Origin of the sequence: Psychromonas sp. KJ10-10 (assembly GCF_047323245.1) — a bacterium.
Classification (GTDB): domain Bacteria; phylum Pseudomonadota; class Gammaproteobacteria; order Enterobacterales; family Psychromonadaceae; genus Psychromonas.
In genome coordinates this window covers 2,911,146-2,934,828 of sequence record NZ_CP178826.1, presented here as the reverse complement: position 1 = coordinate 2,934,828, position 23,683 = coordinate 2,911,146, and the positions used below count along the sequence as shown (strand labels likewise).

The following is a 23,683-nucleotide window of genomic DNA, read 5'->3' as shown; positions in this document are numbered from 1 at the left end:
AAAAAGCCCACGTCAAAACGTAGGCTTATAAACAAAATTGACTTATTAAATCTTATTTAGAGATAAGAGATACTAGGTCTAATACTTTGTTTGCTGGTTAATAACGCTAGATTTCGTTTTCACGAAATTTGGACACAAAAAAGCCCATACCGAAGTATAGGCTTGCAAACAATTTTTAACTTAGTTTTTCTTATTTAGAGATAAGAGATACTAGGTCTAATACTTTGTTTGAGTAACCGATTTCGTTATCGTACCAAGATACAACTTTAACGAATTTGTCAGTTAGAGATAGGCCAGCAGACTGCTGTCGAATACAGAAGTTTGAGTTTCGCCGATGAAGTCTTGAGAAACAACAGCTTCGTCAGTGTAACCTAATACACCAGCCATTTCATTTTCTGAAGCACGTTTCATTTCTGCACAGATTTCTTCGTAAGTTGCGACTGTTTTAAGGTTAACAGTTAAGTCAACAACAGAAACGTTAGCAGTTGGTACACGGAAAGCCATACCAGTTAGAAGACCGTTAAGAGCAGGAATTACTTTACCTACTGCTTTAGCCGCACCAGTTGAAGATGGGATGATGTTTTGAGAAGCACCACGACCACCACGCCAATCTTTAGCAGAAGGACCGTCAACAGTTTTTTGAGTTGCAGTAGTTGCATGAACAGTTGTCATTAGACCTGATTCAATGCCCCATTTGTCGTTAAGAACTTTAGCCATTGGTGCTAAACAGTTAGTAGTACAAGAAGCGTTAGAAACGATATCTTGACCAGCGTAATCAGCAAAGTTAACACCGTTAACGAACATTGGAACGTCACCAGAAGGACCAGTTAAAACAACTTTTTTAGCGCCAGCGGTGATGTGCTTACGAGCTGTTTCGTCAGTTAGGAAAAGACCAGTTGCTTCAGCAACTACGTCAACACCAGCTTCATCCCATTTAAGGTCAGCAGGGTTACGTTCAGCAGTAACACGTACAGTAGTACCGTTCACGATTAGGTTACCGTCTTTAACTTCAACAGTACCGTTGAAACGACCGTGTGTTGAGTCGTATTTCAGCATGTATGCCATGTAATCTACGTCGATTAAGTCATTGATTGCAACAACTTCTACATCTGCACGTTCACAAGGCTGCACGAAATACGAAACGTCCGATACGACCGAAGCCGTTGATACCGATTTTAATTGTCATGTTTAGATCCTTTTGGATGGTTTGATTTTAAAACTTGTCGTTATTATAGATATCAAAAAGAGCTGAGACTTGATATTGGTCAAGTAATTCACTCTGAAAACTACAAATAACTAATAAAATTACAAATTTACAAAATTTCTACTATCATTTAGATGTTTTTTTAACCAAATGACTCTGTAATTAAATAACGCCACTATATTAAGTGCAATTCCACAGAAAAGAAAGTAAAACCCCATTAATACTGACAATTGTCTCTTTTTACATGTTTTTTTGGTAATCTTGTATTACATATGTAATTTATAGATCAGAAATATTACGAAATTATGAAGGTATTTAGCGGTTTTTTGAAAAAACAAAGCGTAACCTAAGTCACGCCTTGCTGTATTAGGGGTGTAATTAAATAACGAAATGGTTATTTGATGTGTGTGCTTAAAATATGTTTTTCGCCTGCCTTTACCTGTTGCCCTTCAGTACCCGTTATTGCCGATTCTATACATAGCATTGTTTTATATGCATCATCGGGTAAATCAACAAATGCTATTGAACCTGGTTCCCAGGGTGTCCAAAGTACTTCTGAGTTATTACCTTCATCACAAACTTGTAAGGTGCGCTGTAGGCTCACATCTTCAAGATTGATCTGTTGTTCTGCTTTTTTGTAAATTGAGTCAATAGGTTGATCAAATAATAATGTTGTATCACCTACTTCTAATTGCTTGTTTTTCAGTGAATTGTAATATTCTTTATTTAGTCCAGTTACCTTAATATTTTCAGGCGCACTGATATTAAAGTAACTATGTAGTGCCCCTCGGTAGTTAAATGCAACGTCACCTTTATTTTCGGTAATGAGTTCAAGTTTTAAGGTGTCAGAAAGCGTTGCTTTTAATGTTAGCTCAAATTCAAATGGCCATATCTTTAAGGTTTCTTCGTTACTGCTAAAGGTAAATTCAAGTGTGATGCCTTCTTGTGATTCTGTTAAGTTATTCAACGACCATTTATTGATACGAGCAAAACCATGTGAAGGCAAATTATCTCCCATCGTTTTATCAGCAGGGCCAAACCATGGCCAACAAATAGGAACACCACCTCGAATAGGGCTTTTATTATCAAAAATGGCTTTTTTACTAAGCCAAATAATAGGTGCCTGTTCTGTTAACTGGAAATGGATCAAGTGTGCGCCATGCAAGGCGAAAGCGCGCACTAAATTTTGGGTGCTCGATAATTAAAAATTCGCAACCATTATTATCCACTTGTAGGCTAACGGAATCAGATAATGGTTTAGTTAAGTTTAAAGGAAGGTGTGAGATCATATATTTACCTATAAAAAGAAAGAGACATAAATTGATATCAGAATACTCTATTATGAAGTGCGCTTTTATGAAAGTGAATATATTGAATATTCTCTAGCCTTTATAAAAAAGGCTGTTGTATATCATTAAATAACCATAATTTTATGGTACTTGGCAGGTTGTCACGTTTTACATGGATAATGAATTTACTGTGCATCAAAGTATGTTATAAATGCTTTGTAATGAATTATTCAATAATCTAGCACTGCTAGCGTCTATTGATCTTTCAAGTTTACTTTTGCAATAAAATTTAAACCGCTAAGATGATCAGACTCTAAACAGCATGTTAATAATATAAAAGGTATTTTATGGTACGTTCTAGTCTAGATATGTTTATGCAATTAAAAGGCATCGATCCAAACTTTGTCGATGCATGGGGAAAGCCTGCCGTTGTTTCTGAATCGCACATAAAAAATCTTATTAATAAGATGGGTTATGACGCTAATGATGAACAATCTCTACAAACATATTACCAGGAGCAAGAAAAACAACATTGGTTATCAATGCTACCTCCTGTTTCTGTGATGCAACAATCTGATAGCTACCAGATTGATATCTGCTTACCAATCGATTTTGTAAATGATGCTTTAATATATGAAATTACCACTGAAGATAATCAACAGATAAAACGCACTATCACAGCGACAGGTTTTCCGCTTGTTGCGACTAATGAAATTTCAGAAATTGAATTCCAGTGTTATCAAATTGAATTGCAGGTTGCATTAGCAACTGGTTATCATCAATTAAATGTATATGAACGTGGAAATGATGAACCATTAGCAAGTATGTCTTTCATTATCACGCCAGATGCATGTTTTAAACCTCAGGAAATTGAACGAGGTAAAAAGATTTGGGGAACAAGTGTGCAACTATATTGTGTTAAAAGTAAACACAATTGGGGAATCGGTGATTTTACAGATCTGAAGTTTTTACTTAAGAATACCGCCGCACACGGGGAGATTTTATCGGCCTCAATCCTATTCATGCACTTTCTCCTGCTCATCCTAATAATGCTAGCCCCTACAGTCCTTCATCTAGAAAATGGTTAAATGTTTTATATACAGATTTAACAAATGTGGCGGAATTTAAAGTTGATAAATCACTGCAAGAGAAAATAAATAGTCAACAATTTAAAGACCAAATCAATTTATTACGAGATACACAATGGGTTGACTATGAAGGCGTAACAGAGCTAAAACTCGCCGTTCTAAAAGATTTATTTGCCGTTTTAAACAATGGACAGAAAGTAAATGAGCAACGTTTAAAAGAATTTAATGAATATCTTGCATTAAAAGGCGAATCATTAATTCAACAAGCGGCTTATGACGCTTTACAATTTAAGTTTTTAAAAGAAGACGAAACATTATGGGGATGGCCTGTTTGGCCTAAAAACTTCCAGTCTTACCAAAGCGAAACATGCCAAACCTGGATTGAAGAGAATAAACAAACAGTTTTATTCTGGTGTTACTGTCAATGGGTAACGGAATTACAACTTGAAGAGGCCGATCAACTGGCTAAATCATTAGGCATGACATTAGGTATTTATCGTGATTTAGCCGTTGGTGTTGGTAAAAGTAGCTCTGAAATATGGGCAAACCATGATTTATATTGCGAAGAAATCAGTGTTGGTGCACCACCGGATATTTTAGGCCCACTCGGTCAAAGTTGGGGACTACCACCTATGTCTCCAGACAAGCTTTATCAAGATGCTTTTCGCCCATTTATTGAGTTATTACAAGCTAATATGAGCCATTGTGGGGCATTACGTATTGATCATGTAATGGCGCTTTTACGTTTATGGTGGGTGCCAGATAATGATGATGCAGGAGCGGGTGCTTATATTTATTACCCTGTACAGGATTTATTGAATATTTTGGCTTTGGAAAGTCAACGCAATCAATGTTTAGTCATCGGAGAAGATTTAGGAACAGTACCTGAAGGTATCGATGTGATGCTGGAAAAAGCGGGTGTTTATTCCTATAAAGTCTTCTTTTTTGAACAAGCTCCTGATGGAGGATTTGTTTCGCCTGCACATTATAAAGGCCAAGCAATGGCGACGCTTTCAACTCACGATATGCCAACGATTAAAGGTTATTGGCATTGTGATGACTTATATCTTGGCAAGGAACTTGGTTTATACCCAGATCCTGAGGTATTAAATCGCTTATTAGAAAGTAGGGTGTACTGTAAACAACAGATATTAAATAGTTTGCATGGACACAGTAGTTTACCTAAATCCTATAGCAGAGATGCGACTCAAACAGAGATGGATCAAACTTTAAATTTCGCGTTGCAGACACACCTTGCCAAGGGAAAGCCTGCACTGTTAAGTTTACAGCTAGAAGATTTTTTAGAAATGGAACATCCGGTAAATGTTCCTGGTACATGTGACGAATACCGTAATTGGCGCGTAAATTAAGCCAAAATATTGAGCAACTATTTAATAATGAACAGATTCAAAACTTATTAGATAACTTAACTGCCGCACGTAAATGAAACCGTTAAATAATTATTAGGCCATCAACTTATGAATAAAAAAACAACAAATAAAGTTGCTTCTCAAAAAGCAACAAATAAGCAGGCATCTCAGAGCAGTCTTCAGAATGTTGTCAAAAAAATGGAGTCATTAAAGGTTGGGCACACTTCTCTCATTAACCTATTAAAGCGTGCTAATTTAGATAACCCCTTTGAACGCTTAGGTTTGATTAAATCGGAAAAGGGTGGATACCTGTTAAGAGCTTGGGTACCCGATGCATTAAAAATAGAATTATTTGAATTGAATGGTAAAACAGCCATCGCTGAGTTAGTTAAAATAGATGAGGCTGGGTTATTTGAACTTGAATTACCAACTTTACAAGAAAAGTTTTCCTATGAGTTAAACGCTCATTACCGTGATGCGCAACACAGATTTATCGACCCATATCAATTCCACGATATTGCCTTTGAAGGTTTATCAACCCTGACACATGCGCCTCAAAATGTTTATAACACTTTAGGTGCACAACTTAAAACGGTTACCTGTCACGACCTTAATGTGAGTGGTGTGAGATTTATTGTTTACGCACCTAATGCTTCTAGTGTCAGCTTGATCACTGAACACAATCATTGGAATGGTCAATGTCAACCCATGCAACGTAGTTGGTGTGGTCATTGGGTTTTATTTGTGCCTGATTTGAAAGCTGGTTGTGCTTATAAATTTGAGCTTAAAGATGGTCTGGGAAATCGATTACCACATAAAGCTGATCCTGTTGGTTTCCAAGCGGAACAATACCCATCACATTCATCAATTGTTGTTGATCATGATAAATACCAATGGAATGATGATGAGTGGCGAACTTCGCAACTTGGAGATAAACGCTTTGCGGCTATGAGCATTTATGAAGTGCATTTAGGTTCGTGGAAACGCAAAACTGAAGAGGGTGTGGAGCGCTCCCTAACTTATCGTGAGTTAGCCGCGGAATTAATTCCATACCTTGTTGAAATGGGTTACACACATCTAGAAGTTTTACCTATCTCAGAATTTCCCTTCGATGGTTCATGGGGATATCAACCAGTTGGCTTATTTGTCTGCTACTAGTCGTTTTGGTGATGCAGATGATCTTAAATATTTCATCGATCAAGCGCATCAGGCTGGTATTGGTATTATCGTTGACTGGGTTCCTGCTCATTTTCCATCAGACCCACACGGTTTAGCAAGATTTGATGGTACACCATTGTATGAATATGAAGATCCTCGCCGTGGTTGGCATCCTGATTGGAACTCATATATCTATGATTTTGGCCGAGATAATGTACGTCAATTCTTAGTTGCCAGTGCACTTGTTTGGCTTGATAAATTTCATGTAGATGGTTTACGTGTAGATGCGGTCGCTTCGATGCTTTATTGGGATTATTCTCGTGAAGATGGTGAGTGGGTACCAAATGTAGATGGTGGAAATCATAATTACGAGTCAATCAGTTTACTTAAGTGGTTCAATGAAGAAGTTTATAAACAATATCCACATGCGATGACAATTGCAGAGGAATCAACTGCCTTTGCAGGGGTTTCTAAGCCAACCTTTGATGGCGGTTTAGGGTTTGGATTCAAATGGAATATGGGGTGGATGCACGATACATTAAGTTATGTCGAGCAAGATCCTATGTATCGTAAATATCATCATCACGAGATGACCTTTGCGATGGTTTATCACTATAATGAAAATTTTGTTTTACCGATTTCTCATGATGAAGTCGTTCATGGTAAAAAAAGCATGCTTAATAAAATGCCTGGTGATGAATGGCGAGGCGACTGCTAATTTACGTGCCTATGCAGGATATATGTACGCTCATCCGGGTAAAAAATTGAATTTCATGGGTACTGAAATCGCTCAGTCACGTGAATGGAATCATGACGGAAGTTTAGATTGGGATCTGCTTGAATATAAAAAACATGCAGGTCAGCAAAAACTGATAAAAGACCTCAATCATATTTATAAGAATAACGAAGCCTTCTATGAGCTTGACTATGATACCGATGGTTTTGAGTGGTTAGATCATAGTGATGGCGAAAATAGTGTCTTTTCTTTTATGCGTAAAAGTGCTAAACAGGATAAGCAGATTATTTGTTTATCTAACTTTACACCCATTCCACGCGAAAGATATCGTCTTGCTGTGGATGAACCGGGTGATTATGAAGTTATTTTAAACACTGATAGTGAATATTATTGGGGTAGTAATTTCTCTGTGGGTGATAAAATGGGCGTATTTGTTGCTACTGATCAAGAATGGCAAGGGAAACCACATTCTTTTTGCATCAATTTACCGCCATTATCAACGGTTTATTTACAAAAGAAAAGGTAAGTTAAGTGATTGATAATAAGTTTAAACCGGCAAAGAGCGAGCACACTTTTAATGCATCCAAGGGGAGTTTTTACCCCTTGGTGCGACAATAGATGCTAAGGGATGTAATTTTTCGGTATACAGTTTAGGCGCTTATCGTGTGGAACTTTGTTTATTTGATAAATGCGAAAATCAAATTGCAAAATTTCCACTGGATGTAAAACAAGGCCATCTGTGGAGTATTTTTATCGAAAATGTCAAAGCAGGGCAACTTTATGGCTATCGTGTTTTCGGTGAGAATAATGTCAATCATGGAGTGATTTTTGATGAAAATAACTTATTAATTGATCCCTATGCTAAGGCGCTTAATCGAGTACAACATAGCTTTGAAGGAACTGAAATAACCCCTGCAGGGCATCATATTGTAAAATCTGTTGTTGTGGATGATGCCTTTGATTGGGAAGGTGTGCAAAAACCACAAATCGCAGATAGTGACCGCATCTTGTATGAGGTTCATGTAAAAGGTTTCAGTCGCTTAAATGATAAAATCGAATTAGCGAAACAGGGAAAATACCTTGGTTTATCAGACCCAGCAAGTATTGCACATTATAAAAAACTGGGGATAACCAGTTTACAAATTATGCCGGTTTTTAGTTTTATGAGTGAGCCAAGACTTAAATCACTCGGTTTAACTAATTACTGGGGATATAACCCTATTAACTTTTTGCACCTGAGTATCGCTATTCGCAATATGATGGGGTTAAAGAGTTCAAAACCATGGTCAAGCAATTACACCAAGCTGGCATAGAAGTTATTCTTGATGTTGTTTATAACCATACTGCGGAATCAGGAATTGATGGGCCTATTTTGAGCTTAAAAGGGTTTGATAACCGTCATTATTATACCTTTGAAAGAGACAATATTAATCATTCGTTGAATTACCGACAACATAGTAATCATTCTGGTTGTGGTAATACTGTCAACTTACACTCACCTTGGACGTTAAAGTTAGCATTAGATTCATTGCGTTATTGGGTAACTGAAATGCAGGTGGATGGTTTCCGATTTGATTTGGCTGTTACTTTAGCAAGGGAACCAAATGGTTTTAATGAAGGCAGTGCCTTTTTTAAAGCGGTTATGCAAGATCCTGTTTTAAGTCGAGTCAAACTGATTGCTGAACCTTGGGATATTGGTCCTGGCGGATACCGTTTAGGAGGATTTCCAAGTGATTGGCTTGAATGTAATGATCGATATAGAGATACGATAAGATCTTTTTGGCGTGGCGATACCGGACATGTTGCCGATGTTGCGACACGTTTGTTAGGTTCTCGAGATACCTTTGCAAAACACTATCGCTCTAATTCAACCAGCGTTAACTACATTTGTTACCATGATGGCTTTACAATGGATGATCTTGTCTCCTATGCAGAGCGTCACAACCTTGCTAATGAAGAAAATAACCGAGATGGTCATGGTAATAACTTATCGGGCAATTATGGCGTAGAAGGCCCGACAGATAATGTACGGATTAATGCCCTAAGACAACAGCAAAAACGTAATTTAATCGTTACTTTACTTTTATCTCAGGGTACCCCACATTTCCTTTCAGGTGATGAAATGGGTCACAATCAGTCAGGAAATAATAATGCCTATTGCCAGGATAATAAACTAACTTGGCTTAATTGGGATCTTTCGGAAACTAATAAAAAATTATTGGCTTTTACTTCTGCGGTTATTAAGCTTCGTCATGAGTCGCGTTTATTTGGTAATATTGCTCTTCGCGACGACTGTTTAGATTGCTGTGAAAACTCTGATTTAGTTAAGTGGTATCATCCCGATGGGCATTTGATGGAAAATGCAGATTGGCATGCGCATAATTCACAGGCTATTGCCGTTGAATTGTATGAAGCAAGTTCAAATGGTGAGCATTGGTTTTTAATTTTAAATGCCTCAAGTTACCAAATAGGTTGTCAATTACCTAAACTTGATAAAGGCTCTACTTGGCAGGTGAAAATCGACACTGCCTGCGCTACTGGAGAGTTAACAAATAAAGTACTTAACCTACAAGAGAGTGTTCAATTAAATGGCTACTCTTCAATGTTATTACAGTGCTTGAAAGCTTAATACTTTTATAAAGCCTCGTAATGAGGCTTTATAATCTCACATTTGTTTGTACTCTTGTAAGTTTGATAAAATCGGGGCTTTTTCTTTAAAAGCACCTTTTTCTAATGCCTCATGGTAATGTTCTGCAGTTACTTTCAAATGTTTTTCATTTGTAATTAATTTAGGCGTTCCAATGTGACCTTTTTTAGAATCAAATCTAAATTAATTGGATATTCATCCAATTGATCCTGTTCTTTAGATATTAGTGCCCAAACATAAGCATCTTCAAAGTTTTTATTCTGATAAAAAAGTGTCATGATCATTGCGAAAGTTGATGTAGGGATATCATCTAACGATTTACTAAGATGAAGTCCTTTATAGTATTGATTTAATGCTTCCTGCGGATCATTTTTAGCGTACAAGTTAGCAAGTTTGAATAATATTCGAGGATCACTTACATCATCCTTAGTGGCAACCGCTAAAAATTTGTTACGTGCTTGTATATCTTGATAGTGTGTCCATAAATAATAAGCCAGTAATGGGTCTTCTGATTGTTTACTCTCTTTTATTTTTCTTTGAATCAATGCTTGAGTGGCTAAGTAATTATCTAAACGTTGTTGTTTTCTTTCTTTGTTACGAGTGAATTCCATAAACAAGGTTAATTCCAGGCAAGACTCATACTCATCGAGTTCTGTCAGTAACTGTCTTTGATGAAGGGCTGTTGGCTCAATCTTATCGTAATATCGGGCTCTAATGACAGTGGTTCTTTTAAAACGACAATCACCAATTTGATGGAAGTCGGCGCATAGCTTTGGCGAGTTTTCACAAATACTGTTTATATCGTCATTTTTAAGCACATCACAGCCTAAAATTAAGAAAGTAGAAAAAACAAGTGAGAGTTTAATCGCTATCTTCAAAATCATCAGTAGAAATCTTCCCGTAAATCAATATACTTAAGCTTTGCAACTTATCATAATACTAATAGGAATTTCGAGTGTTAAATATAACAGCCTATGCCAAAAAGTTATCCCCATCACTTTACCTTCAATTAAAACAATCAGTTGAAACAGGAAAGTGGCTTGATGGTAAACCATTAAATGATAATCAAAAGGCTGAGACTTTGCAGTTAATCATGGCTTATCAAAGTTTACACAATGAAACACCAGAACATTTTAGTATTGCGAAGGGTGGAGAAATTTATATGGAAAAAAATCCGTGTTAAAACAACAGTTCTCTGATGAAGATATTCATAAAATTGATTTATGATATAAATTAATAAAAAGGCAACATCTCTTGATTTTTGTAATGCGTTTTATGCTCCTGTTCGTCTTTACTGCACCTTTATATGCGGAAGTATATCAGTGTGATATTGAAGGTGTTGCACATTTCTCAAATACTCCCTGTGATAACCCATTTGATGATTTAGAACTAGGTGATGTCTCTATCGATGAAGAATTATACCAACAAGAGCAATTTGTTATTCCCGACTATCCAGGTTGGAAAAACGGTTGGGAAAAAACTAAAAATATTAAATTGAGTCGCTTCTCTGAAATAGAATATAAGCCTTTACGCCCATCGTCTATCACTAAAAACATGTTGATAGCTCAACAAAAACTGACCGATTTGCCTGAATCAATGACTGCGCAACGTTTTGCCATTTCCGTCCAGGATATTATTCAAAGTATTTGTGTTAATAGTGTGCACTTTCCTGTTAATGCAGAAGAAAATGACGCTATTTTTTATGGTCATTATGCCTGTACTTTACGACGAGATACAAAGCAGGGAGAAATGGGTTATTACAAAATAATGCGTGGTGAAAATAGTTTATATATGCTTGCTATCAAGTGGCAAGTTGCAAGTTTTTCAATTGGTAAGAATCAATTTATACCTATTCTTGAAACAGATGAAAATGAAAATAAGGTTTTAACTGCACGAGAGTATTTACATAATGACGTTAAATTATGTCGAGCGGGTGAGTGTTTTTAATATATAACAGTATTTATTTACGTTCTTTTTATGTTGAAGCTGTTAACTACCTTTACTTTATAATTATTATAGTTCACTCTTAAAACTCTTATATACAAGGGTTTATTCATGAAACTGCATATATCAAAATTCCTATTTCTGCCTTTAATTGTATTTTTAACCGCCTGTGAGTCTATTCCGGGAAATGATAGGGGGCAGGGTGATAGTTATCCAATGATTGTTTTACCACTTGCGACTACTGTACAAATTGATTACCAAGATGAAGTTAAATTATTACGTTTAAATCAGTTAATTGCCGAGCATAAAGGTAGCGATCAACAAAAAGCGGTGCTTTATTATGAACGCGGACTTATTTATGACCGTATGGGTTTAACGGCTCATAGTCGTTATGATTTTACTCAATCTATTAATACCGATCCTGCATTTGCACAATCTTATAATTCCTTAGGTGTTTATTTATTATTTGGACAGTCCTACGATGAAGCCTTCGATGCCTTTGACAGTCGCCATTGAACTTAATGAAAAAATTGAATATAGCTATTTACACCGTGCCTTTGGTTTATATCAAGTAAAACGATTCTCGCTTGCCTCTCGTGATATCAATAAATTCTATGAGTTGGATACTAATGATCCCTTCCGTATTTTATGGCGCTACATCATTAACAGTCAATTAGACCCACAAAAAGCTTTAATTGAGCTACAAAATGAACCTCTAGGTGATAGTCACTATGCATGGTTGTTTGTAGATGTTGTGGCCGGAAGACTGTCTGAGCAAGAATTATTAGCAAACATCAGCAAAGACATTAAGACAAATAAAGAATTAGCTGAAAGGCTGTGTGAGGCTTATTTTTATCTTGCCCATTGGCATAAGCTAGCAGGGCATTTAGATAAAGCGATTTATTATTTCAAATTATCCACGACTACTGGTATACATGAATTTATAGAGTATAAATATGCATTAATGGAATTAGCTTCGATTCAAAAAGATTTAGTAGGCAATGCGGAAGTTAAGGTGAATTAATATAATTTTACAGTTCAAACAAAAGCAGTTTAAACAAAAAAGAGTCCAATATTTTGGACTCTTTTTTGTTTGTAAAACCTCTATACTAAAAAAGCCTATTAGTTTTTATTTATCCTGAATTGTATCTAACTAGTCGTTATCATTGTAATCACTTAACACAAGATTAAGCTGCTGCAAAGCGACTTCTTCACGTGTTTTATCATCCAATTGTTCATTAGTCTGCAATTGCATCTAAAGCTTTAATCGCACAGGTAATAGCTTTTGGCACGTAGGTAGCATCACCACTTCCAATTAAGTTAATCATATTTTTTGTTTTATCGCAGTATGGATACATAAGTTACTCGTCTAGGTTTATTAAATTTATAATTATTATAACGGTTATTGCGAACAATAAACAAAACAGTGTGTATTAGAATCTTGTGTTAATTGATTTATCTCATTAGTTAATGGTTTATTACACTGTGTAACCCAATTAATCACTCTTTGCATAATTATTACTCGCTAATGCATCTTTAAAAATTTTATCGGGATCTGTCAATTGTTTTTCGCTCAATGTGATAATGCGACTTTTATTAATACCTGCCTGTTGTAAAAACTGAAAGTTGGGTTTTCCCGGAGGAGCAATAAAAAGGATCCAACGTGGGTCTGTTGAGTTTTGCAGATGTTGTAATAAAGGTTGGTAGTTATTAAGGTCATAACTAATAGTCAATCGATTCTGTTGAGCATCGAGCTGACTATCTATGTCATTAATATTTAATGTGTTATTGCTTACTGCTTGCTGACTAATTTGCTGTAAAGAAAGAGATAACATAAAACCACCTTATTATTTTATAATAAATACTGTATGTAAAAACACTGTATAAACTAACAGTATATTATTTTGTGCATATTTCAAGCTTTATTTGCTGTTAATTCGTTTAAATTGGCTGTTTATTATGCAAAGGTGGTTTTTTAGGCATAAAAAAAGGCAACAATAGTTACCTTAGCTTTTAGTTTATAGTGCTTATATTGGGCTAGAGGTAGCTCGTTTAATAGATAACTTCAACTTTGCTAGACACTAATTTTGCATTGCTTACGGCTTGATTTGTATCTTCACCTCGTGCAATTGCAACACCTAAACGTCGAGAACCATTAATGTTTGGTTTCGCAAATAAACGCAACTGTGAACCTGCCACTTGTGCCAAAGCTTGACCAATATTTCCGTAGCGTAAATCCAGCGATACACCACTTCCTAAAATAACACTTGAAGCGGTTGGCCCATATTGTGTAATGGTGCCGATAGGGAAACCTAATATCGCACGTACATGCAGTGCGAATTCCGAGGCATCCTGTGATAATAAAGTCACTAGTCCTGTATCATGTGGACGAGGTGATACTTCATTAAAATAAACTTCATCACCTTTTACAAAAAACTCCATGCCAAATAATCCAAAGCCACCTAGTTCTGTGACAACTTTTTTCGCAATATTTTGTGCTTTTTGTAAAGCCTCCTCAGACATTAATTGAGGCCGCCATGATTCGCGGTAATCGCCATTTTCTTGTCTATGGCCTATGGGAGCACAAAAATGAACACCATCAATTGCGCTGATTGTTAATAGAGTAATTTCATAATCAAAGGGTACAAATCCTTCAACTATCACACGACCTGCACCTGTGCGTCCTCCTTGCTGAGAATAATCCCAAGCTTTATCTAAATCAGCTTCGGATTTAATGACTGATTGCCCTTTACCTGAGCTACTCATTACCGGTTTAACTACGCAGGGAATACCAACAGTGTTAACTGCTTGTAAGTACTGTTCTTTTGTATCAGTAAAAAAGTAAGGAGACGTTTTTACTTGTAATGTTTCGGCAACTAAACGGCGTATGCCTTCTCTGTCCATGGTTAGTTTAGTCGCACGCGCTGAAGGAATGATATTAAAACCTTCATTTTCTAATTTGATTAAAGAATCAGTAGCGATGGCTTCAACTTCTGGAATAATAAAATCCGGTTTTTCAAGATTAATAATTTGTTCAAGCTTATCGCCATCTAACATGGATACAACGTGAAATGAATGTGCAATTTGCATTGCAGGTGCATTTTCATAACTGTCTACGGCAACCACTTCGATACCAAAACGTTGTAGCTCAATAGCTACTTCTTTGCCTAACTCACCAGAGCCAAGTAACAGTGCTTTGGTTGCACTAGGGGATTTGGCACTACCAAAAATAGATAAACTCATATAACAAATCTCATTTTATTGATGGAAAAACAGGTAAAAAATCGGCTGGCATAATAACAGAAAAACCGCTTTAAATAAGCGGTTTTGTATTGGTTGGTGTGTTATTAATCGTTATTATAAACTTTGTTGTCCGCCAAAAGCGTCAATCACAGCTGGAACTAGTTGTTTAATTTCACCTGTCATTAATGCAAAGTCTGCATCAAACCTGGTGCAAAGTCATCTTTTTCAATATCTTCATTTTGCTCTTGTAACACGTCTGAAAACTTTAAGCGTTTTAACATAAACTCTTCTCCGATAATAAAAGAGATGCTATCAGCCCAATTTAAAGCTAGTTTAGTGACAAACTTGTCTGAGTCTAAATGATTTTTGATTTCTTCTGACAGCAAATCCTGCTTGCTTACAGCGGATAATGCCACCGCCTTCTAACGCAGAACATAATTCTGCTTCATCTTCTAACTTAAAGTTAGCTGGAATATTGCCTTCAACTAACCAATCTGTCATTACAACATCAGCTTGATTTTTAAGTTGAATAGGCACAACAGGTAAACTACCTAATGTTTTACGTAACAAAGAAATTAACTCTTCTGCTTTTCGAGCACTTGATGCATCGACGTAAAGCATTTCTGATTCAGGGTCTATCCAAGCAAAGGTTTGTGATGTGCGGCTAAAAGCACGAGGCAATAATTGCATTACGATGTCTTCTTTTAGGGCATCTTTCTCTTTTTTCTTTAATGCGCGACCTTGCTCGACTTCAATTGCTTCAACACGTTCATTAAGTTGATCTTTAATGACGCCAGCGGGTAACATTTTTTCTTCTTTTTCAAACATATTAGAATTTGTTTATTTGCTGTATGTGTATACAAAGAACCAATTTTTCCCATTGGAAATACCCAGCCAAGTTTTGAGACATCTTGGCTACCACAGGGTTTAAATTTAAACTCTTCTAAGTTTCGCTCTAGGGCTTTTTCATCATGCTCTAATGGGCGAGTAAAGCGATAAACCTGTAGGTTTTTAAAAAACATGAAATGGTCCTTATCAATTGGAAAACAAAATAGAGCGTCAGTGTAATTGATTTTATGTCAATCAGCAAAAACAGGTTTTGAAGTATTTTGATGTATTTTTGCTGAGTGTTTTTCGCTTTATTTTTAATTAACTTAAATTTTGTATGGGAAGCGCCAATGTATATTTTACCCAACTATAATTAAGGATAATATCCATGCTCACTTTTCAAACAAGTTTTATTGTTTCCTATCAAGTATTGTAAATGGTAAATGTAATATTCTATTACTTGAAAAATTACAGCATCATGAAAAATGTTGCTATCAACTTATTAATAGGTATTTATTACAATGACCAGCTTTTTCAAACAATGCCAATTTATAGCTGTGGTATTTGTTTTGCTAAATTTAACGTCTATGATTAATTTGGCTGAGGCAGATGATCTTGAATCAAGTGAGTTTGCTAGTCTTGAATTAGAGGCACTATTAGTCGCTGATGTACAAGTCACCTCCGCAATGAAGCGATTACAAAATATGTCGGACACCAGCGCCTCTATTTATGTGTTAAGCAATAAAGAGATAATGCAGTCGGGTGTTAGCACCGTACCAGATGCTTTGAAGTTAATTCCTGGTATGCAAGTTCGTCAAATTGATAATAATCAATGGGCAATTACTCTTCGAAGCACCGCTGGGAAATACTCAAGTAAATTGTTAGTTTTGGTAGATGGCCAAAGTATTTATAACCCCGGATTTGCGGGAGTCTATTGGGAAGCGTTAAACATTCCTTTGTATGATATCGATCGTATTGAAGTGATCCGCGGGCAGGGTGGTTTATTATGGGGCAGTAATGCAACAAATGGCGTGGTGAACATTATTAGTAAGCACACGGCAGATACACACAATCTCTTTCTGCAAATTGAAAAAGGGACGCTTATTGATGGAAAAGTTAATTTTAGAGTGGGAGGTGCATTAGCTAATTATAGTTCATTTCGTCTTTTTGGTGGTTTAGAAGCTGGCGAACCGTCCGACTCTAACGATATTTCATTACAAACAAATGATGACAGTAAAAAACAAACAATAGGTGGCCGACTTGATTTAAATTTAAATGAGACATCTTCTTTATTACTGCAAACTCAATATTCTCACATTAATATGGGGCAAAATTTAAAGCTACCGAATTTAGCAACTTATAATAATGAGTATTTTGAAGACCAATATAGTCGTGAACACCTTCAGTTGATGGCACGCTACGAACAGCGATTATCTGCCCATTCCAACCAAATGTTACAGGCTTCAATTAGTTCACAAAAAGGTGAGCAACTTTATTATGAAGACGACTTTTTTATTACTGATATCGATTATCAAATGAATACTTTACTCAAAGAGGTACAGTTAGATTGGGGGGAATTACCGTTATAACAATATATCAGTACAAGATACTGACTTTATATCAAGCATTGAGTCAGTGGATTCTTATTACCAATATGGTGGTTTCTTACAGGCTCAATTTGGTTTAATACCCGATACTTTAAAATTAATTATTGGTAATAAAATAGAATATAATAGTTTTACTGGTTGGGAGAATCAGCCTATGGTCCGACTAACTTGGAAGCCTGAATCAGAGCATGTATTTTGGAGCTCCATCTCTCAAGGTGTTAGGATCCCATCTTTAATTGAATATAATGGTAATGCACTTGCAAATGGTGCCAATGTTATTGATGGCTACCCTTTATTCAGAGCAGAAATTTTAGGGCGATCGGATGTGCAAGCTGAAACCTCTCTCTCTAAGGAATTTGGTTATCGCTATAATGTCCAATCCTGGGGTTTCGATGCTTCCCTTTTTCATACTCAGTCTGAAAATGTACTTGCATTTAAGACTGATTTAGATTTTGCTAGCAATATTGTTTACCATAATTTTGTCTCTAATACAGAATTAACAACCTATGGCGGGGAAGCTGTTTTGAAATGGCAACCCAATGAACAGCTAACCACTGAACTGGGTTACAGCTTTACCTCCTACAAATATGACCTTCCTGAGAATACTAATGCCGCTATTGGTTATGATGCATATCTGCGTCAATTTATCAGTAAAGTAAACTATGTTATTTCAGATGGTCATTCCTTATTTGCAGTCTATCGTGTTGAAAGTGGTGATGCTTATGACACAGATGGCTTTAGTGTGTTGGATTTAAACTGGAATTGGCAGGTATCTCCATCAGCAACCGTGTCATTAAGTGGTATGAATTTATTATATGGGCGACATTTAGAGTATAACAATACCTCTGAAACTTATACTGTTGCCACATATATAGAACCTAGTTATCTTATTCGACTCACCATGAAGTTATAATACGATAATGATCTGTTTACACCGTTATGTTATTTACTTTTTGGTTAGTGTTCTCTTCTCAATGCATGTGAAGGTGATTGCTAGTCCGAGGGAAGATGCGATTAAATCTGGTTTTATGTATAACTTTGCTCGATATTCAGAGGGAAAATGGTTTAACGCTCCGTTAATGAAAAGTTATAATATTTGTAGCTTTAACGACCAATTTGTATTAACTGCAAATCAAACATTGAAAAATCGGAGCATTAAAAATGTTCCCGTGTCTGTATTATTTCTTACCTCTGAATTTGCAAATATAGACCATTGTCATACCCTATTTATATCCAAGGAAGATATTGATAAGTGGAGTTATTTGAGTAAATATCTTGCAATAACTACGATCATGCTAGTGGGCGAATTTGATGATTTTATTTTAACGGGAGGGCATATAAACTTTTTTAGTGCTCGCTGGCAAAATCCGTTTTGAAGTTAACCCAGATAAATTAAAACAATCAGGTATTCAAATGAGCTCGAAGGTATTACGTTTAGGACGAACAAATAAGGCAGATCATTAATGAATTTTAGTCGTTCTTTATTTGGCTCATTAAATGCGAAACTACTGACGGTATTAATGATGGTTGCGCTTTTTACTAGTTTTACTGTCGCTAGTGTTTTTATTGCCTATGAGCTAAATACGGTGACAAAAAATGAACGTACCAGACTAAATTCTATTGCTAAGATTCTTTCTCCGAACTTAACTGCAACAGTCATTTTTCAGGATGACTATACAATGAATGAATTAATTAAACCTTTGTTAAGCCAAAGTAATGTTGTCAGTGCTCGAGTGATTGATAGTAACGGCGAAGCACTTGTTGCGGTGTTTTCAGAGGTTATCAATAAAACCATTATTTTTTCAGACATCATGACGATAAATACGCCATTATTAATGGATGGTGTCGAGCATGGCCGGTTAGAAATAAAAGCCGATTATTCTATCATAGAAGAAAGCCTGTTATTTTTTATTGCTTATTTGTTGGGCATTTTAATTTTTATATTATTGTTGAGTTATTTACTTTCTCTTCTTCTGCGTCAAACAATTATTAAACCTTTATTAGATCTCACTTCGGTGGCTGATTATGTCACGAAAACCAATAATTACAGTGTCCGATCTAAAGTTGAATCTAGCGATGAAGTGGGTAATCTGGCTAATTGCTTTAATGTAATGCTAGAAACCATTGAACAAAGAGATCAATCCTTGGAAAGCACCGTAGAACAAAGAACCAAGGCTCTGAAAATTGCTAATGGTAAATTAACAGAAACAGGCAAATAGTGACTCATTAACTGGATTACCGAATCGTCGTTTTATATTAGAGAAGTTAGCTGAGTTGGTTTATCAGCAAGCCGATGCTCACTTTGCCATCATCGCGCTTGATTTAGATGGTTTCAAAGAAATAAATGACACCCTAGGGCATGACTATGGTGATTTACTTTTACAGGCTGTTACCCAGCGTATTGTTAATATTCTACCTGAAAATGCTGTGGCAGCGCGTTTAGGAGGAGATGAATTTATCGTACTGATTGATAAAATTGATAATAAAGCAATTGTTGAAACTACCGCTCAAAATATTAAATTAGCAATCATTGAAAATTATAATATTAAAAATAAACATGTATATGTCACTGCAAGCATTGGTATTACACTATTTCCAGAGGATGGTAAAACAGTGGAAACCTTGTTCAAATATGCAGATCTTGCGATGTATAAATCGAAGGAATTAGGGCGTAATTGTTATCAATTCTTTAACCCAAATATGTTAGACCTGCTTGTTAAGAAACGTAAGTTAATTGAAGATTTACGTATTGGACTAAAACAAGGTCAGTTTGAGCTTTATTATCAACCTATCACAGATTTAATTTCTGGGAGAATTTGTAAAGCAGAGGCTTTGATTCGTTGGAAGCATCCAACGCGTGGCATAGTTTCTCCACTTGAATTTATTCCCGTTGCTGAAGAAACGGGCTTAATTAAAGAGTTAGGTCTGTGGGTTGCTAAAACGGCGACATCAGATTTGAGTGAGTTATTAGCATTGGGGGCGGAACATTTTCAAATCAGCATTAATGTCTCACCAGAACAATTTAAAGGAAATGATCAATGGATAACAAATTGGTTTGAGCATATGCAAATGCTTGGTTTAAATAAAGATGCCATTATTGTTGAGATTACAGAAAACCTATTAATGGAAAATGAAGACTCTATACGAATTAAATTGATGAAGCTTAAAAAGCATGGGATCACCATAGCGATTGATGACTTTGGTGTAGGTTATTCATCATTATCTTATTTACAAAAAATGGATGTTGATATTTTAAAAATTGATAAATCATTTGTAGATGATCTTGTTATGCAAAGTAATAGTAGAGACTTATGTCGTACTATGATCATCATGGCTCGCCATTTAAATATACAAGTCATTGCAGAGGGTATCGAAACCCAAGAGCAGAAAAAAATATTAACCGATTTTGGATGCGAATTTGGGCAAGGATACTTATTTTCTAAACCACTTCCCTTAGAACAATTTAAAGAAAACTATTTTGGTTTTTCAATACCCAACAATCAACTTCTAGTTATGTAATGCTAACCTTCAGTAATCAACAAAAAGACTTTAGTTTTTCTTTAATATTCAAAAGACTTTAATTTTATCTATAATATTGTTTTTTATAGTTTATGACTGTTTATGTTAGTTTGTCATATAAGTGTCATATTATCTGGTGATAATGATACTCTATAAATAATAATGGAGTGGAAGAGTTTACATGGCAAGTCGTATATTAGTCGTTGAAGATGAAGTCGCAATTCGTGATATGTTATGTTTTGTATTAGAACAGCATGGTTACGAATGTTTAGAGGCGGATACTTATCAAACTGCTTTAAAGCAATTAGAAGAACCTTATCCTGACCTTATCTTATTAGATTGGATGTTTCCAGGTGGTAGTGGTATTCAAATGCTTAAACACCTCAAAGTGGACGAAATGTTACGTCAGATACCTGTGGTGATGTTGACCGCTCGTGGCGATGAAGAAGATAAGGTCCGTGGACTTGAAAATGGTGCTGATGACTATGTCACCAAACCTTTTTCACCAAAAGAGCTAATGGCTCGTTTAAAATCTGTTTTACGCCGTGTGAATCCGACATCACTTGATGATACACTAGAGGTTGGTAAACTTAGATTAGATCCTATTTCACATCGTGCAACACTTGAAGAAACCCCTTTAGAAATGGGGCCAACAGAGTTTAAACTATTACACTTTTTCATGACACATCCAGAACGAGTATATAGTCGTGAACAGTTATTAAATAATGTTTGGGGAACTAATGTGTATGTAGAAGATCGTACCGTTGATGTTCATATTAGACGTTTGCGTAAGGCATTAAAAGATCATGACTTTCTTGTGCAAACAGTACGAGGTTCAGGATACCGATTTTCATCTAAGCAATAATAAAAATAATAAAAATAATAATAGAAGACTATTAATTTGAAAATATATTCATGGAAAACGATGATATCGGGAGTATTAGTTGTATACATACCCGTTATTATTTTTGGAACGCTATTTAATTTTTTAGACACGTTATTATTAATAACTTTTTTGCTCATATTGTTTGGCATTATTATTATTTAAAAAACTTAACAACTGGTTATGGAATAGTAAAAGCACAGTCTCACCTGCTGGAAAATCTGAGTGGGAGCATGTTTTCGTTGGCATTCATAATCTACAACAGCGAAATCGTAAAAGACGTAAAAAACTGGCTTCTGTAATTAGTCGTTTTCGAGAAGGCTCTGAAGCTTTACCAGATGCGGTTGTTGTCTTCCATAAACGAGGCGATATTATTTGGTGTAATCGCTTAGCGCAGTTCCAACTTGGTTTTAAGTGGCCAGATGATTCTGGTGAAAATATTACCAATTTAATTCGTAATCCATTATTTTTCGAACACCTTAAAAGTCAAGATTATGATCAACCCTTAGATCTCCCTTCCCCTATTAATCTAGATAAAATTTTGGAATTTCGTGTTATGCCCTATGCGAAAAACCAACGTATTCTTATTGTTCGAGATGTCACTTCCTACCGCCAATTAGATGAACAACGTCGTCAGTTTGTTGCTAATGTCTCCCATGAGTCGCGAACCCCATTAACCGTGTTACAAGGCTATATCGAAATTTTAGGTATGCAAAGTCAAGAGGGCACCCGTCAACAAAAGGCTATTACAGTGTTGGATGAACAAACAACACGCATGTGTTCATTAGTCGACCAATTAATGACTTTGTCTAAAATCGAGGGTGCGCCTAGCATTGATCTTGAAGATGAAGTAAATGCTCCCGCTTTGTTAAAACAAATTGAAAATGAAGCTCAAGCTTTAGGACAGAAAAAGCAATTACACATTAAATTTGCAATTGAAGAAGGATTGACGTTATTAGGTGATGAAATGCAATTGCGTAGTGCAATGGCTAACCTTGTTTATAACGCAGTTAATTACACGCCAAATGGAGGCGCAGTTAAAGTAATCTGGCGCAGATCTAATGCCGGCGCATATTTTTGCGTGATGGATAATGGAGACGGCATTGCTCCAGAACATATTTTACATTTAACGGAACGATTTTATCGTGTTGATGCATCACGCTCTCGTGATACTGGTGGTTCAGGGTTAGGTCTAGCGATCGTTAAACATGCTCTGAGTCATTATGATAGTGAGTTAAATATAGAAAGTAACTTAGGTGAGGGTAGTCAATTCTCATTTATTATCCCAAATAGTTACCTGCTTTAATTCATTCCGTTACAATAGCTCATAATGATTAACTTTTATTATGAGCACTCATGAAAAATATAAAACTTGCCAACAAATTAGACCAATTTCTAGAAATCCATCAATTTAAAGACTATTGCCCAAATGGTTTACAAATAGAAGGGCGAGAGGAAGTTAACAAAATTATTACCGGTGTAACAGCCAATCAGGCCTTAATTGATGAAGCAATCAAACAACAGGCAGATGCAATACTAGTTCACCATGGTTTTTTCTGGAAAGGCGAAAAACAGGAAATAACCGGGATGAAATATAAACGTATAAAAGCATTAATTGAAAATGGCATTAACTTATACGCTTATCATTTACCCCTCGATGTTCACCCTGAATTTGGTAATAACGCACAGTTAGCTAAATTATTAGAAATTACCGATAGACGTCCGCTTGAGCCTTGGGATAAACGCAGTGTTGGTAGAGTCGGTAAATTTGAGCAAGCGATTAGCCCTGATCTTTTATCTGAACGTATTCAAAAGGTCTTAAATCGAGCTCCTTTGCACATTGACGGTGGTAAAGCAGAAATTAAAACGATTGCTTGGTGTACAGGAGGTGGTCAAGATTACATTACTATTGTCGCGGAGCAGGGCATAGATGCTTTTATCAGTGGTGAAATTTCTGAACGAACCACACATATAGCTCGTGAAATGGGTATTCATTATTTTCGTCGCAGGGCATCATGCAACTGAACGCTATGGTGCTAAAGCGTTAGGGGAGTGGCTAATGGATGAATTAAAGCTTGATGTTACTTTTATTGATATTGATAATCCAGTTTAGTTTAATAAGCTAATTTTTAGCAGGATAATTTATCCTGCTAAAAATAATTGGTTG

General features: G+C 35.9%; 21 protein-coding genes and 4 pseudogenes. 18 read left to right on the top strand and 7 right to left on the bottom strand.

What is annotated here, in order from left to right:
- Positions 1-190 precede the first annotated feature (190 nt).
- Together gap and ACLKMH_RS16910 are read right to left on the bottom strand one after the other, a co-directional pair.
- Positions 191-1,186 (bottom strand): annotated as a pseudogene (gene gap, locus ACLKMH_RS16915) (type I glyceraldehyde-3-phosphate dehydrogenase).
- 412 nt (positions 1,187-1,598) lie between these two features.
- Complete coding sequence (locus ACLKMH_RS16910) at positions 1,599-2,354, bottom strand: D-hexose-6-phosphate mutarotase (protein WP_413699183.1); 756 nt, start codon at positions 2,352-2,354, stop codon at positions 1,599-1,601.
- Between the two features lie 486 nt (positions 2,355-2,840).
- On the opposite strand from ACLKMH_RS16910, the gene ACLKMH_RS16905 reads away from it, so the two are divergent.
- The 5 genes and pseudogenes from ACLKMH_RS16905 (at position 2,841) to ACLKMH_RS16885 (ending at position 9,474) form a co-directional block, all read left to right on the top strand.
- Entirely contained in the window at positions 2,841-3,581 is a 741-nt protein-coding gene (locus tag ACLKMH_RS16905) for a hypothetical protein (RefSeq protein ID WP_413699182.1), read from the top strand.
- A complete protein-coding gene (gene malQ / locus ACLKMH_RS16900) occupies positions 3,497-4,951 on the top strand; it encodes a 4-alpha-glucanotransferase (protein WP_413702384.1) in 1,455 nt (484 codons plus the stop codon). Before ACLKMH_RS16905 ends, malQ begins: the two co-directional genes overlap by 85 nt.
- A 198-nt stretch (positions 4,952-5,149) precedes the next feature.
- Positions 5,150-7,371: pseudogene (gene glgB / locus ACLKMH_RS16895) on the top strand (1,4-alpha-glucan branching protein GlgB).
- Between the two features lie 55 nt (positions 7,372-7,426).
- Positions 7,427-8,158 carry a hypothetical protein gene (locus tag ACLKMH_RS16890; protein WP_413702383.1) on the top strand — a complete coding sequence of 244 codons (732 nt, stop codon included), beginning with the start codon at positions 7,427-7,429 and terminating at the stop codon, positions 8,156-8,158.
- The gene (locus ACLKMH_RS16885; protein ID WP_413699181.1) at positions 8,128-9,474 is read left to right on the top strand and encodes a glycogen debranching protein; all 1,347 of its coding nucleotides are present in this window, start codon (positions 8,128-8,130) and stop codon (positions 9,472-9,474) included. Before ACLKMH_RS16890 ends, ACLKMH_RS16885 begins: the two co-directional genes overlap by 31 nt.
- A gap of 155 nt (positions 9,475-9,629) precedes the next feature.
- Here the strand turns inward: ACLKMH_RS16885 and ACLKMH_RS16880 are convergent, their stop codons facing one another.
- A complete protein-coding gene (locus ACLKMH_RS16880; RefSeq protein WP_413699180.1) occupies positions 9,630-10,376 on the bottom strand; it encodes a DUF2989 domain-containing protein in 747 nt (248 codons plus the stop codon).
- Between the two features lie 71 nt (positions 10,377-10,447).
- Here ACLKMH_RS16880 and ACLKMH_RS16875 point away from each other — a divergent pair, with 71 nt between their 5' ends.
- The 4 genes from ACLKMH_RS16875 to ACLKMH_RS16860 all read left to right on the top strand — a co-directional run bounded on the left by ACLKMH_RS16875 (position 10,448) and on the right by ACLKMH_RS16860 (position 12,460).
- The gene (locus ACLKMH_RS16875) at positions 10,448-10,675 is read left to right on the top strand and encodes a DUF1315 family protein (protein WP_413699179.1); all 228 of its coding nucleotides are present in this window, start codon (positions 10,448-10,450) and stop codon (positions 10,673-10,675) included.
- A 92-nt stretch (positions 10,676-10,767) separates the two neighbouring features.
- Positions 10,768-11,439 carry a DUF4124 domain-containing protein gene (locus ACLKMH_RS16870; RefSeq protein WP_413699178.1) on the top strand — a complete coding sequence of 224 codons (672 nt, stop codon included), beginning with the start codon at positions 10,768-10,770 and terminating at the stop codon, positions 11,437-11,439.
- Positions 11,440-11,547: 108 nt separating this feature from the next.
- Positions 11,548-11,952, top strand: a complete 405-nt coding sequence (locus tag ACLKMH_RS16865) for a hypothetical protein (protein WP_413699177.1) — start codon at positions 11,548-11,550, stop codon at positions 11,950-11,952.
- The gene (locus tag ACLKMH_RS16860; RefSeq protein WP_413699176.1) at positions 11,930-12,460 is read left to right on the top strand and encodes a hypothetical protein; all 531 of its coding nucleotides are present in this window, start codon (positions 11,930-11,932) and stop codon (positions 12,458-12,460) included. Before ACLKMH_RS16865 ends, ACLKMH_RS16860 begins: the two co-directional genes overlap by 23 nt.
- A gap of 214 nt (positions 12,461-12,674) precedes the next feature.
- On the opposite strand, the gene ACLKMH_RS16855 is transcribed toward ACLKMH_RS16860, so the two are convergent.
- The 4 genes and pseudogenes from ACLKMH_RS16855 to rdgC all read right to left on the bottom strand — a co-directional run bounded on the left by ACLKMH_RS16855 (position 12,675) and on the right by rdgC (position 15,701).
- Positions 12,675-12,764 (bottom strand): YaeP family protein, encoded by a 90-nt coding sequence (locus ACLKMH_RS16855; protein WP_413699175.1) that lies wholly within the window; start codon positions 12,762-12,764, stop codon positions 12,675-12,677.
- Positions 12,765-12,932: 168 nt separating this feature from the next.
- Positions 12,933-13,271 carry a hypothetical protein gene (locus ACLKMH_RS16850; RefSeq protein ID WP_413699174.1) on the bottom strand — a complete coding sequence of 113 codons (339 nt, stop codon included), beginning with the start codon at positions 13,269-13,271 and terminating at the stop codon, positions 12,933-12,935.
- Positions 13,272-13,488: 217 nt separating this feature from the next.
- On the bottom strand, positions 13,489-14,667 hold the full coding sequence (purT, locus tag ACLKMH_RS16845) for a formate-dependent phosphoribosylglycinamide formyltransferase (protein WP_413702382.1): 1,179 nt from the start codon (positions 14,665-14,667) through the stop codon (positions 13,489-13,491).
- A 126-nt stretch (positions 14,668-14,793) separates the two neighbouring features.
- Positions 14,794-15,701, bottom strand: a pseudogene (gene rdgC / locus ACLKMH_RS16840) (recombination-associated protein RdgC).
- Between the two features lie 375 nt (positions 15,702-16,076).
- Here rdgC and ACLKMH_RS16835 point away from each other — a divergent pair.
- The 9 genes and pseudogenes from ACLKMH_RS16835 to ACLKMH_RS16795 all read left to right on the top strand — a co-directional run bounded on the left by ACLKMH_RS16835 (position 16,077) and on the right by ACLKMH_RS16795 (position 23,629).
- Entirely contained in the window at positions 16,077-17,096 is a 1,020-nt protein-coding gene (locus ACLKMH_RS16835) for a TonB-dependent receptor plug domain-containing protein (RefSeq protein WP_413699173.1), read from the top strand.
- The gene (locus tag ACLKMH_RS16830) at positions 17,074-18,027 is read left to right on the top strand and encodes a TonB-dependent receptor plug domain-containing protein (RefSeq protein ID WP_413702381.1); all 954 of its coding nucleotides are present in this window, start codon (positions 17,074-17,076) and stop codon (positions 18,025-18,027) included. Before ACLKMH_RS16835 ends, ACLKMH_RS16830 begins: the two co-directional genes overlap by 23 nt.
- A 73-nt stretch (positions 18,028-18,100) precedes the next feature.
- Positions 18,101-18,490, top strand: a complete 390-nt coding sequence (locus tag ACLKMH_RS16825) for a YfiR family protein (RefSeq protein WP_413699172.1) — start codon at positions 18,101-18,103, stop codon at positions 18,488-18,490.
- The gene (locus ACLKMH_RS16820) at positions 18,465-18,578 is read left to right on the top strand and encodes a YfiR family protein (protein ID WP_413699171.1); all 114 of its coding nucleotides are present in this window, start codon (positions 18,465-18,467) and stop codon (positions 18,576-18,578) included. The genes ACLKMH_RS16825 and ACLKMH_RS16820 overlap by 26 nt, the downstream gene beginning before the upstream one ends.
- Positions 18,578-19,333: a CHASE sensor domain-containing protein gene (locus ACLKMH_RS16815; protein WP_413699170.1), complete on the top strand. Its 756-nt coding sequence runs from the start codon at positions 18,578-18,580 to the stop codon at positions 19,331-19,333. The genes ACLKMH_RS16820 and ACLKMH_RS16815 overlap by 1 nt, the downstream gene beginning before the upstream one ends.
- A 34-nt stretch (positions 19,334-19,367) precedes the next feature.
- Complete coding sequence (locus ACLKMH_RS16810; protein WP_413702380.1) at positions 19,368-20,633, top strand: putative bifunctional diguanylate cyclase/phosphodiesterase; 1,266 nt, start codon at positions 19,368-19,370, stop codon at positions 20,631-20,633.
- Positions 20,634-20,814: 181 nt separating this feature from the next.
- Positions 20,815-21,498: a phosphate regulon transcriptional regulator PhoB gene (gene phoB / locus ACLKMH_RS16805; protein WP_413699169.1), complete on the top strand. Its 684-nt coding sequence runs from the start codon at positions 20,815-20,817 to the stop codon at positions 21,496-21,498.
- Between the two features lie 163 nt (positions 21,499-21,661).
- Positions 21,662-22,822: a phosphate regulon sensor histidine kinase PhoR gene (phoR, locus tag ACLKMH_RS16800; protein ID WP_413699168.1), complete on the top strand. Its 1,161-nt coding sequence runs from the start codon at positions 21,662-21,664 to the stop codon at positions 22,820-22,822.
- Between the two features lie 50 nt (positions 22,823-22,872).
- Positions 22,873-23,629, top strand: a pseudogene (locus ACLKMH_RS16795) (Nif3-like dinuclear metal center hexameric protein).
- Positions 23,630-23,683 lie beyond the last annotated feature (54 nt).